At 46.0% G+C, this 11,413-nt stretch carries 11 protein-coding genes and 1 riboswitch; of the genes, 3 read left to right on the top strand and 8 right to left on the bottom strand.

Annotation, left to right across the window (positions count from 1 at the left end):
- Positions 1–3 precede the first annotated feature (3 nt).
- Positions 4–432 carry a hypothetical protein gene (locus tag E8Q33_RS16015; RefSeq protein WP_247869999.1) on the top strand — a complete coding sequence of 143 codons (429 nt, stop codon included), beginning with the start codon at positions 4–6 and terminating at the stop codon, positions 430–432.
- A gap of 138 nt (positions 433–570) precedes the next feature.
- Here E8Q33_RS16015 and ettA read toward each other — a convergent pair whose 3' ends face one another.
- The 6 genes from ettA to E8Q33_RS15645 form a co-directional block, all read right to left on the bottom strand.
- Entirely contained in the window at positions 571–2,229 is a 1,659-nt protein-coding gene (gene ettA / locus E8Q33_RS09010; protein WP_069295341.1) for an energy-dependent translational throttle protein EttA, read from the bottom strand.
- A 122-nt stretch (positions 2,230–2,351) separates the two neighbouring features.
- On the bottom strand, positions 2,352–2,651 hold the full coding sequence (locus E8Q33_RS09005; RefSeq protein ID WP_136554263.1) for a DUF2149 domain-containing protein: 300 nt from the start codon (positions 2,649–2,651) through the stop codon (positions 2,352–2,354).
- On the bottom strand, positions 2,644–3,090 hold the full coding sequence (locus tag E8Q33_RS09000; protein ID WP_069295339.1) for a MotA/TolQ/ExbB proton channel family protein: 447 nt from the start codon (positions 3,088–3,090) through the stop codon (positions 2,644–2,646). The genes E8Q33_RS09005 and E8Q33_RS09000 overlap by 8 nt, the downstream gene beginning before the upstream one ends.
- The gene (locus tag E8Q33_RS16435; RefSeq protein WP_256369453.1) at positions 3,090–4,538 is read right to left on the bottom strand and encodes a cobaltochelatase subunit CobN; all 1,449 of its coding nucleotides are present in this window, start codon (positions 4,536–4,538) and stop codon (positions 3,090–3,092) included. The genes E8Q33_RS09000 and E8Q33_RS16435 overlap by 1 nt, the downstream gene beginning before the upstream one ends.
- Positions 4,535–6,622, bottom strand: coding sequence for a cobaltochelatase subunit CobN (locus tag E8Q33_RS16430; RefSeq protein WP_211116135.1), 2,088 nt, complete (start codon positions 6,620–6,622; stop codon positions 4,535–4,537). The genes E8Q33_RS16435 and E8Q33_RS16430 overlap by 4 nt, the downstream gene beginning before the upstream one ends.
- 11 nt (positions 6,623–6,633) lie before the next feature.
- Positions 6,634–7,476: a hypothetical protein gene (locus E8Q33_RS15645; RefSeq protein WP_211116134.1), complete on the bottom strand. Its 843-nt coding sequence runs from the start codon at positions 7,474–7,476 to the stop codon at positions 6,634–6,636.
- Positions 7,477–7,576: 100 nt separating this feature from the next.
- Positions 7,577–7,824: riboswitch (cobalamin riboswitch) on the bottom strand.
- Between the two features lie 191 nt (positions 7,825–8,015).
- On the opposite strand from E8Q33_RS15645, the gene E8Q33_RS08990 reads away from it, so the two are divergent.
- A complete protein-coding gene (locus E8Q33_RS08990) occupies positions 8,016–8,594 on the top strand; it encodes a LemA family protein (RefSeq protein ID WP_069295338.1) in 579 nt (192 codons plus the stop codon).
- A 2-nt stretch (positions 8,595–8,596) separates the two neighbouring features.
- Positions 8,597–9,619 carry a M48 family metalloprotease gene (locus E8Q33_RS08985; protein WP_136554262.1) on the top strand — a complete coding sequence of 341 codons (1,023 nt, stop codon included), beginning with the start codon at positions 8,597–8,599 and terminating at the stop codon, positions 9,617–9,619.
- A 49-nt stretch (positions 9,620–9,668) separates the two neighbouring features.
- On the opposite strand, the gene E8Q33_RS08980 is transcribed toward E8Q33_RS08985, so the two are convergent.
- Together E8Q33_RS08980 and secF are read right to left on the bottom strand one after the other, a co-directional pair.
- Complete coding sequence (locus E8Q33_RS08980; protein WP_136554260.1) at positions 9,669–10,724, bottom strand: calcium/sodium antiporter; 1,056 nt, start codon at positions 10,722–10,724, stop codon at positions 9,669–9,671.
- 89 nt (positions 10,725–10,813) lie between these two features.
- Positions 10,814–11,413: protein translocase subunit SecF (gene secF / locus E8Q33_RS08975; RefSeq protein WP_136554412.1), on the bottom strand; the 600-nt coding region annotated here is incomplete at its 5' end.

Raw genomic sequence — 11,413 nt, 5'->3', positions numbered from 1 at the left:
GCCATGGCCTGTGTTGCATTACCTACTTGTGCTTTAGCGATGGCTGAATCAGAACGTTATTTACCAACGTTTCTCAGTAAGCTGGAACAAATAATGAGTGATGTTGGTTTGCCGGAAGAACTGATTAATATCCGTATTACTGGTTGCCCCAATGGTTGTGCCAGACCTTACTTGGGTGAAATAGCCTTAACCGGGAAAGCAGTCGGGCGTTATAACCTGAACCTGGGGGCGGATTTCAGTGGTCAGCGATTAAATCGTCTGTATCTGGAAAATGTGGATGAAACTACCATTCTGAATACGCTGAAACCAATGATCGAACAGTTTGCTGCTGAACGTGAGCAAGACGAGCATTTTGGCGACTTTCTAATCCGTGTCGGCATTCTGGGCGCCGAACGGACACCTGAGATGATGCATAAGCCTTTGGTAGATTGAAATCTAACCAAAGAGATTTTTATCCGTAGATTTCGCAGATTTTTGTTAGACGTGGGTTGTGTCGGGTTACGCTAGGCTAACCCGACCTACCCATGAAAAATGACTTATTTAATTTTTCTATGTGGTTAATAATTGAAACTAATTCATCCGGCGGTATTTGATACGTTCCGGCTGATGATCCTTGCCGAAGCGTTTACGGTAATCTTCGGCATAATCGCTGTAATTACCTTCAAAGAACACCACGCTGGAATCGCCTTCATAGGCAATCATATGGGTACATACCCGATCTAAAAACCAGCGATCATGCGAAATCACCACCGCAGAACCCGGGAAGGCCAAAATGGCTTCTTCCAATGCCCGCAGAGTTTCAACGTCCAGATCATTGGTCGGTTCGTCGAGTAATAAAACGTTGCCGCCTTCTTTAAGCAGTTTGGCCATATGCAGACGGTTACGCTCACCACCGGATAAATCCTTAACGAATTTTTGCTGATCCGAGCCTTTGAAATTGAAGCGGCCACAGTAGGCACGAGAAGGGGTTTGATAGTTACCGACAGTAATCATATCCGCACCATCTGCAATTTCTTCAAACACGGTTTTCTTGCCATCCAGTTCACGTGACTGGTTCACATAAGCCAGTTGCACGGTGCTGCCGATTTCGATTTCACCTGAGTCGGGTTTTTCTTCACCAGTAATCATGCGGAACAAGGTGGATTTACCCGCACCGTTAGGACCGATAATGCCGACGATTGCACCAGGTGGAATCGTCAGACTAAGGTTTTCAAACAGTAATTTGTCACCATAGGATTTAGTGACGTTGTGCAGTTCAATGACCTTATCACCTAAACGTGGGCCAGGTGGAATATAGATTTCCTGAGTTTCATTACGCTTTTGAAATTCTTTTGAATTCATTTCTTCAAACTGTTTCAAACGCGCTTTGGATTTTGCCTGACGTCCTTTGGCACCTTGGCGAACCCACTCCAGTTCAGCCTGAATGGCTTTATTGTGCGAGGCTTCCTGTTTGGATTCCTGCGCCAGACGTTGATCTTTCTGTTCCAGCCAGGAAGAGTAGTTGCCTTCATAAGGAATACCGCGTCCACGATCCAATTCCAGAATCCAGCCAGCGGCATTATCGAGGAAATATCGATCATGGGTAATGGCAACAACCGTACCTGGGTATTCCTGCAGGAATCGTTCAATCCAGGCAATGGATTCGGCATCGAGATGGTTGGTCGGCTCGTCGAGCAATAACATATCCGGGTTATCCAGCAATAACCGGCATAACGCCACACGACGACGTTCACCACCAGATAACACTGCTACTTTGGCATCCCAGGGTGGCAGACGTAAGGCATCGGCTGCACGTTCCAGAGCATTGTCCAGATTATGACCATCTTTTGCGGTGATCAGATTTTCCAGTTCAGCTTGTTTTTTGGCTAAAGCGTCAAAGTCAGCATCGGGTTCAGCGTAAGCGGCATAAATTGCATCCAGTTCATCCAGGGCAGCTTTGACATCTGAAACTGATTCTTCAATGATTTCACGAACGGTTTTGCTGTCATCCAGCTGAGGTTCCTGTGGCAGATAACCGACCTTCATATTCGGCATCGGTCTGGCTTCGCCAATATAATCCTTATCTTCACCGGCCATAATGCGAAGCAGGGTGGATTTACCTGAACCATTTAAACCCAATACACCGATTTTGGCGCCGGGGAAAAAGGACAGGGAAATATCTTTTAATATTTCGCGTTTGGGCGGCACGATTTTGCCAACGCGGTTCATGCTGTATACGTATTGAGCCATTTTAAAATCCAATAAAACAGGAGTTCAGTAGAAGCGGTGATTCTACCTGAAATTACTTTTGGTTTGGCGGGCTGAGCGAAAATCTTTTGTTTAGATTCTAAAAGATCAACAACCCAAAAAAATCACTCACCAATTAAAATCAGCTTGCCGGTTTGGGGATCACGATATACCTGACCAACCGCTTCATAGCCACTGCCATCCTGCATCTGTTGCTGCATATTGTCGGGCAGTTTTGGCAGTTCTTTACCGAGAGTGATCTCCTGCGGCTGTACTTCAAAGTGATCCTGTAAATCAGTGCTGAACGCGACCAGTGCTGCGATTAGCCCACAGGCAAATACCAGCACAATATCAATCAGATTGGCTAATGGACCCAATGGATCTTCATCGGTATCCAGAAATGAACTACGCCGCCATTTATCCATTTTGCTGTTCCAACTGAGTTAAAGCCGCGTCATACCAACGCCGACGCATACGGCCAATAACAAAGCCGATCATGCCAGCCAATAAACCAATAACCGTGGTATCAAACGCCACTGTCATCGCCGTTGTCAGAATGCTTAGTTGTCCTTCGCCTAATGCGGCAAGACCTGGACCTAGAGGAATCAATGTCCCCATCAAGCCAAGCATTGGTGCTAGACGAGTAATAAAATCTGCTCGTTCAATCCGACGTTTGCCAAGTGCAATGAGCGATGCACTGTCCAGTTGTTTTGTCAGACGGGCAATTCCCCAAAAACGCTCGCCAATGGCGATACCGGTTTCATATACAGCCAGCCCGACAAAAAACAATAAAGCCCAGACCACCGGGGTTAATAACAGTCCGGTCAGCTGGTGCATCAATTCCAGTGAAAAGTGTGGATACATTACATAGCTCCTTTACGACCACGCCATAAACCGGCTGCGACAATTACTGATAATGCCAGTAACGTCCATAACCAAAGCAGATTTTTATCGTTCGAGTTTGAGTCAGCACCTTGATCAACTTTATCGTTTTGCTGGCTATCATCCTGATTTAACTGTAATTCCTGGATATGCGTCGGTGACGATTCGAGCTCTGAAGTTTGCATGCGACTACGTGCCAATACGGCTTCCAAGGCTTCAGCCGTATCCGCATCAAGCTGTGATTTCACAAAATCATACATTGGATGATTGGCATGGGTATGACCACTGCCGGGAATGCCTTTTTTAATAATATTGGCAGCAAACTGTTCGGCTAATTGTTTTTGCGTTGCCAGATCGGCATCCCAGAAGCCTTTATCAATGGCAACCAACATCACGGCTAAAATATTGGTTTGCACATGTTGCTGATGGCTATTACTGAGAAATTCATCCAATCCCAATTGCAGGCTGTCATCTACATACACCGCTTTAACTTCTTCCCAGACCTGATCGGTAATGATCTCTGGGCTGGTCACCTGCCAACCCCAAAGATATTCAATAAATTCACTGCCCATGGTGCGGGCACCGGCATAGCCTTCATTCATCAACGGTTTAATCCATTGTGGATTCAGATAACGAGCACGCAATTCACTGAGCAGAGCTTGTGGCAGATTATCGATTCGCAGGTTATCGTCATTACTGTGATTAATCACCGCGCTGCCAGGTTGCTGGCCACTGACTGTTTCCACCGCCAGATTAAAACCGCCGAGATAATCAAATGCATCATTGTTATCCATCAGACCGTACAGATTACTGGCCCGTCCCAGAAAAGTCTGTGAAACCCCGGCAAGTTGCTGTTTGAACAAGTCTGGTTGCGATTCACCCTGCAGACCACTGCCATAGGCATGAGCCATACGTTTGATAAACACATCGGCCAGTTCACTGCGATCCTCCCAGGCCGAAGATCGTTCAACCAGACGATTAATGCCAGCACCATAAGATCCTGGTGCGATGCCAAATACACGAAGGCTGGTTTCACGACCTAATTGTGCCGGATCGAGATCCGGTTGCTGTGCCAAACGTTGTCTGGCTTCATTAACCCAATTTGATGCCACCAGATTTTTATTCAAAGCTTCCTCGCCACCTTGTTGCCATTCGCCTAACGGTTGCAGAGCTGCTTTAAGCGCAATGGCCAGAGCAGGGTAATCACGAATAATCAGATCACGACTGGCATCCAATGCCAACAAGCTGGCTTTATCGAGCAATACCAGATGTTCCCCATATAAATCCCTGAATAGACCTGAGGTGGTAAACAGCACGTCCAGCCGCTGCGGTTGTTCCTCATTTAATGGCAGACGCTCAAGACCTTTGATAATGCCCCGGCTATTCCATATCGGGCGGACACCCAGCAGCTTCATGCCAAAAGCAATCATTGCACCTTCATCACGCACCGAATCAGAGGCCCAGAGAATGACGCCTTGTTTATTGCGATCGCCAACTTCATGACCTTCAATATTGCCTTTTTCGCCAGCCAATACCGGCGCAGCCAGTTGCTGACCAATATCAAAACCCACACGGGTCGCAGTAAACTGCCATCCAACGCATAAAAATTTCGCCCGGTGGGCAGTGCATCGGGTGTGCGGATCGGATCATTGCCTTTACCTGGTGAGATAAATCGCCCATTCAGACCATTCAGTAAGGCGTCAATTTCAGCAGCAGGAGATATTTGTAATCTCTGATATATCTCATTGCGTTGTTGTTCGCTGGGCTCGGATTTATCCAGCATTGAATTCATCATGGTATCCAGACCTTCAGCTGACCAGTCACGACCAAATACATGCAATCCCAATGGCATAAAGGTTTCCTGAAAATGCGTCAGATAATGACCGACTTCATGCAGCAGAAAATCATCATCAATTTCTTCAAAACCAGCGCCACGAACTTGCAGCTCTTCATCCATGCTGGCAATTAATTCATCACGCAGACCCATGGTTTCGATTTGCTCACGTAAGGTGACAATAGCGCGATCCCGGGTGGCTTTGTCTGAAGCGGCTTCAGCGCTTTCAATCAATTGACGTAGTTGCAGCAAATCGTCATACAATTCAGTAACGGCGAGCGGGGGAGTCAAATGATCAATGATAACCGCCTGACCACGCCGTTTAGCCTGGATGCCTTCCCCGACGCCATCGACTATATACGGATAAAGACCTGGCACATCCCCAGCGATAATAGTGGGGTAATCATCCTCACCAAGACCGACAGCGCGTTTGGGCAAAAACTCATAGGTGGAATGTCGACCAACATGCACCATCGCATCAGCGTTAAATTGCGACTGGATAAAATGATAAAAAGCGAGATATTGATGTGGCGGCGGGAAGGACATATTGGCATGCAATAGTTCCTCGTGGATCTCCCAGCCACGTGGTGGTTGAGGGCCGATAAACACATTGCCAAATTGCACACCGGGCATCAGTAGTTGATTATCCCAGACCATCACTTTGCCGGGGATTTCACCCCAGCCACGAATACCCTCGATCTGCATTTCCAACAGGGCATTATGCAATGATTCGTTATGTTGCCAGTCAGGCTTTTTACCTTGAGCAGCTGCATCGATGATCTGCTGATAATCCTGTTCCAGCTGAGTTAATAAATCCAATGCCCGACTGCGACCGGGGTGACGCAAACCATCCAGCGCATGATGAATATCCGTAGAGGTCTGCTGCATAAATGCTGACAGTAACTGCAGCTGAGACTGCCGAATGGTTACATTTTCCAATGCCAGCGCCTGCTCAATGGCATCACGCATCCGCTGCTGTAATACTGCCAAAGGACCATCAATCATTTCAGCCTGAACAGTTGCCGGTAACTGTTTGAACCAGCGTTGATAATCATCCGCTGTCATGGTGTTGGCGACCTTGGACATCGCAGATAAAGCCTCAGCGTCTTCAGGTAAATTCACCCCTTGAAATTGCAGCAAATCAAGCAAAGCCTCAGCGTCTTTGGGTAATTCACCGGTCTGATAACCTGCATCTTTAAGACCATGTAATATTTCCAGCAGACTTTCAGGCACATTCAGATTATCAGCACCAATATTATGTCTGCCCGGTGGATGGTTGTAATACACAATGGCGACACGTTTATCAGCGTTGTCTTTTTGTTGCAGATCCAGCCAGCGTTGCATGCGCTGTGCCTGACGATTTATTTGTGCCGCAATAGGCAGGCTTTGAGTCAGCTGGGCCCCGGTTTGTTTATCGATTTTTGCAGGTTCGGTCAAAGCCAGAATCTGTGGCTGACTGACACCTTGCAACTCAGGCATGGCAATCCGGTAATGAATGGAATCACGCGGAATGCCTTGTGCAGATAAGGCATAATCCGCCTCACTCAATTCATTCAGCCGAACGCTTTTTAATACCGGAACATTCAGTTCAGTAAATAATTGTTCAACCTGCTCACGACCATCACCGCCACCAATCACAAAATCCTGTAAAGAAACGATTCCCCATGGTGTGATTGGCAAAGATTCATTCATTACCTTTTTAATAGTCTGAATCGCATCAACACTGGTTCACCCCAGGCGGCCAATACCGATACACATTGGCTATTAAGCGCCTGACAATACTGTTGATGCAATTGCCATTCGCCCGTTAAATCACCGGTATCATGATCGAGCAACCAGACAACAGGCTGTGAGCCATCCAGTTGTTTCGCTAGTTCATCATGGGTTAACCAGTGAGTTTTATCGTCGTTATGCAAAGCAAAGCGTAAAGCCCCAATAGGTTGTAATTCAGTTTTTATATTGCCATCGCTTAGCAACATTTCCAGCAGACTACGTGAATTCTCTGTCGAACGATTTACCCAATAGGCGCGTGCCTGCAACCAGTTAACATACTCCGGATAGTTGGCTTGCAGAGCCTTTAAGTCATCTGCTGAACTTAAGGATGTTTTGTCGCTAAGTACTTGTTCAGGAATAGATTGCGTAAGTGGAACACTGTTTAATGCCGTGAGTCGCTGATCACTATGTAAAACATAGCGTTTTTGTGTAGTGCTGTATTGACGTGCCAGTAAACGCTCAACCGGATCACCAAATACGCCAACCATTAATAAGCTGCCGCTGCTATCGATTAATTTCTGCAACTCATTGTCATTTAAAGCATTAAGCTGACTGACAGTACGGATTTGAATGTCTGCATCGGGATGTTGCTGTAATAACTGATGTGCTCCAGAGACCAACGTCGGGGCAGAACGATCTGAAACAATAACCGTCACGTTGCGATCACTGGCATAAACAGCAGATGCCAATAGAGAAAACAACAGAGCAAACAAAGAAACGGGTCGAAAAAGACTCGTGTGAGAATTAAATTTATGAAACATAAGACATCCTGCCGCAGCAAAAGCAGCTACCAGTTAGGTAAATAGCGGGCAGGGGGACAGTATGGGTGTAATCTCGGAAACGTTCAGGCACCCCGCCACGACTCCTTAGTTAGCTTCGGGCCGGTCTCCGGACTTACAGCTTAGCCATAAATGGCGGCATTTCTCGTCTTCCCATACTGTTTAAGTACAGTGACTGTCGATCTATCAAGCAGATAGCGACCAGAGCAATGAAATAACTGTTTACCGTTGCGGGGGCAGTACAGGAATAACCAAATCATTGGGTCACCTGTTTCCCGTTTAACCTTTATCACATGTTGTAATAAAGGCACCTGAAACTGCCAGCGATAATACAGACAATGGTAATCAGTCAAACCAGGCGATATTGGTAGTAATACATTAATGAGACTGATCGTGACATTGAGATAGTATTTTGCTGAACGTTAATGGCCCTTAGCTTTCATAGTCAGTAAGCTGTTTGATACTGTGGGTTATCTAAATTGATAACCAATCATTACGTTAAATTAAAAAAGGAGAGAAATATGGAATGGGTATTACTGGCCATCGTGGGGCTACTGATTTTATATGTCATCATTGAATACAATAAATTAGTCCGGCATCGCAATATTTTTCAGAATGCATTCAAACAGATAGACGTAATGCTTAAACAACGTCATGACATGATTCCGCAGTTAGTCAACACCGTTAAAGGCTATGCCAAACATGAGCAGGAAACCCTGACGGGTGTCATTGAAGCCCGTAATCAGGCAGAAAAAATGCGCGGCCAAATTGACTCGGGCGATGCCACATCCATGCTGGCACTTGGACAGGCAGAAGGGTTATTGGGTAAAGCGATGGGCGGTATTTTTGCTTTATCAGAAGCGTATCCAGATCTGAAAGCCGATGGTGCTTTCCGTGATTTGATGGAGCAGTTGACCAGTATTGAAAACAAAGTCGCAGCATCACGGCGTGGCTATAACAATACCGTACTTGAATATAACAATGTGCTGGAAACCTTTCCAACCAATATTCTGGCGAATATGTTCAGTTTTACGCGTGCATCAGAGCTGGATTTTGATGACCGTGAAGCTATTCAGAATGTGCCAAAGGTTGAGTTTTAATCATGGCTGAAATGAGCAGCTATCAATTAGGCGCCAATGCTCGAAAACAAAGTCGGCTGATGATGGCAATGTTTATCTTTTCAGTTGCCTTAATTGCCACTGTAATTGCTGCCCTGGCATCGGTCAGGTTGCCATCTGAAACCATGAATCAGTCCGCACAGGTCATCGTGGACTGGTATTTATTTGGCTGGGTTGCAGCTGGCGTAGCGACGGTGATTGTCTTAACGTCTGTTTGGAAAATGCTCAGCATGGGCGGTGACGGAGTAAAAGTTGCTCAAAGCCTGGGGGCAACCGACGTAAATGATGAAACCAATGATCCGTTAATTACCCGTTATAAAAATATCGTTGAAGAAGTCGCTCTGGGTGCCAGCATGCCAGCACCGCATATTTTTGTGCTGGAAAATGAAGCTGGGATCAACGCTTTTGCAGCAGGCAGTTCACCCGATAAATCCGCTATTGCTGTTACTCGTGGCGCTTTAAAAATATTGACTCGTGATGAACTTGCAGCGGTAGTTGCCCACGAATTTGCCCATATCCGCAATCTCGATATGCGGCTTAATCTGCGGGTGATCGGCCTAATTCATGGATTGATGGCTTTATATGTATTGGGACGGATTCTGATGCATTCCGGAGGTCGCGGCGGCAAAAATGGGGGAGCCCAGTTAGCGTTGATTGGTATTGCACTGATCCTGTTGGGATTATTAGGTGCATTTATGGGTAAGGTCATGCAGGCAGCAATTTCTCGTCAACGTGAATATCTGGCCGATGCAGACGCCACGCGCTTTACCAGTGATCCTGACTCTCTAGCTGGCGCTCTGAAAAAGATAGGCAGTCTGAGTCAGAAAGGCGCTAATGCAACCGTACATGATGAGTTGGAAGAGGCCAGACATATGATGTTTGCTGAACTTTCAAACAAAATGTCCGGATTACTCTCCACCCATCCGCCTTTGGTCAAACGTATACAAGCCTTGGATCCTAGTTTTGACCCGGAAATTCAAGGTTGGCCGACAGTGGAAATTAATTAATCTACGTAATTACCTGCCTTGCATTTGAAAGATTTAATGAAGGTCTGCATTACTTATAACGTCGACGTAATAAATCATTAACCAGACAGAGAAATACATAAAACCCAACCAGTGGGCCTAGCCCATAAACAAGACCGGTTTGTAAATCTTGTAAGTAGGGCAGTGATAACGCTATCGCAATGGTAAACCAGACGTAGGCCACATATAGCACCAGAAATAAAAAGCCCTCGAAACGGTTTAAGGTACCGCCAAGAAAGAACAATGGCAGACATAACACAGCTACTGCGACCATCACTGGAACATCTATTTGCATTAACTGCTCGCTGGCTATTAATGGCATAGGGGAGATCAAGCCGGATAAACCCAGCACCGCCAGAATATTAAAGATATTACTGCCCACTACATTGCCGATGGCAATATCGCGTTCACCTTTGATGGTGGCAATAATAGACGTCATAACTTCTGGTAACGAAGTGCCGGCAGCCACAATGGTTAAGCCAATCACGGCTTCGCTGACACCAAAGGATGAAGCAATAGTGACCGCACTTTGCACTAACCAACGTGCGCCGAGCACCAATAAAGCCAAACCAACAATGATAAGCAATAAATTCTGCCATGTTGGGGCAGGCTTTTCTGTGGTTACTTCGCTTGAATCAATACCGGTTTTTTTGCCCTGATAGAACAAGAACAAAGTATACAAAACCACTCCCAATACCAGCAAAGCTGCTTCCAGTTTGCCGATGCTGCCATCCTGTATCATCCATAAAGCCAAAAAACTGACCCCAATCATGATCGGTACATCTTGACGAATCAGTTGTTGAGAAACTATTAGCGGCATAATCAAAGCTGCTAAGCCCAATATAAACAGAATATTAAAAATATTACTGCCTACCACATTGGCAATAGCCATTTCAGCTTGCCCGGAAAAAGCGGCTTTTACACTAACGGCTAATTCGGGTGCACTGGTGCCAAATGCCACTACTGTCAGGCCAACCACAAGTGCCGGAATACCAAAACTGGTCGCTAAACGTGAAGCACCTTTAACCAGCAGCTCTGCACCGACAATCAGCAATACTAATCCTGCTGCTAACATTAACCAGGTCATCTTTTTATCCTTAAGTGAAGCTTTATGGTGAAAGTCATCACCATAAAGCTTATTTTAATTAATCACTTACAAAGTAAAGCTGAATTTATTTACATAATGGCATCCAGTTTCTTTTGCATTTCTTCAGCTGAAGGGCGTAACTGGGACAGGCCTTTTCGCATACGATGCTGTCCCATCCAGAACACTATCGGTGCAGCGATAAATACCGATGAACTGGTGCCAATCACAATGCCGAATAACATCGGCAAAGCAAAGCTGGCCACCGCACTACCACCGGCAACGGCCATTGGAATCAATGCCAGAAATGTGGTGACTGAGGTAAATACTGTACGCGTTAATGTCGAAGTAATACTCTCATTGAGCAATTCCAGCATCGGTTTATCAGGCGTTAACCGCAGGTTTTCCCGCACCCGGTCAAACACCACCACCTTGTCATTTACTGAATAACCAATCAACGCCAATAATGCTGCCACTGCAGTCAGATTGAATTCCACCCCAGCCAACACAAAAAAGCCAATGGTTTTGGTTAAATCCAGACCAATCGTTAATGTCGCCGCCAAGGCAAAGTGATATTCAAACCTAATCCACAGATACGCCAACATACCGAGCCCGGCAAAAACAATGGCCAAGATAGTCGCATCTTTAAAATCACCACTGACTTTTGGTCCAACCATTTCAACGCGTGGAAA

The sequence above is a fragment of the Methylophaga sp. SB9B genome (assembly GCF_004832235.1).
Lineage (GTDB): Bacteria > Pseudomonadota > Gammaproteobacteria > Nitrosococcales > Methylophagaceae > Methylophaga > Methylophaga muralis.
This window is presented reverse-complemented; position numbering and strand designations above follow the sequence as displayed.

Coding starts and splice junctions, on each gene's coding strand:
- E8Q33_RS16015 (WP_247869999.1), top strand. CDS start 4: ATGGCCTGTGTTGCATTACCTACTTGTGCTTTAGCGATGGCTGAATCA.
- E8Q33_RS16435 (WP_256369453.1), bottom strand. CDS start 4,538: ATGATTGCTTTTGGCATGAAGCTGCTGGGTGTCCGCCCGATATGGAAT.
- E8Q33_RS09005 (WP_136554263.1), bottom strand. CDS start 2,651: ATGGATAAATGGCGGCGTAGTTCATTTCTGGATACCGATGAAGATCCA.
- ettA (WP_069295341.1), bottom strand. CDS start 2,229: ATGGCTCAATACGTATACAGCATGAACCGCGTTGGCAAAATCGTGCCG.
- E8Q33_RS08985 (WP_136554262.1), top strand. CDS start 8,597: ATGGCTGAAATGAGCAGCTATCAATTAGGCGCCAATGCTCGAAAACAA.
- E8Q33_RS08980 (WP_136554260.1), bottom strand. CDS start 10,724: ATGACCTGGTTAATGTTAGCAGCAGGATTAGTATTGCTGATTGTCGGT.
- E8Q33_RS08990 (WP_069295338.1), top strand. CDS start 8,016: ATGGAATGGGTATTACTGGCCATCGTGGGGCTACTGATTTTATATGTC.
- E8Q33_RS15645 (WP_211116134.1), bottom strand. CDS start 7,476: ATGTTTCATAAATTTAATTCTCACACGAGTCTTTTTCGACCCGTTTCT.
- E8Q33_RS09000 (WP_069295339.1), bottom strand. CDS start 3,090: ATGTATCCACACTTTTCACTGGAATTGATGCACCAGCTGACCGGACTG.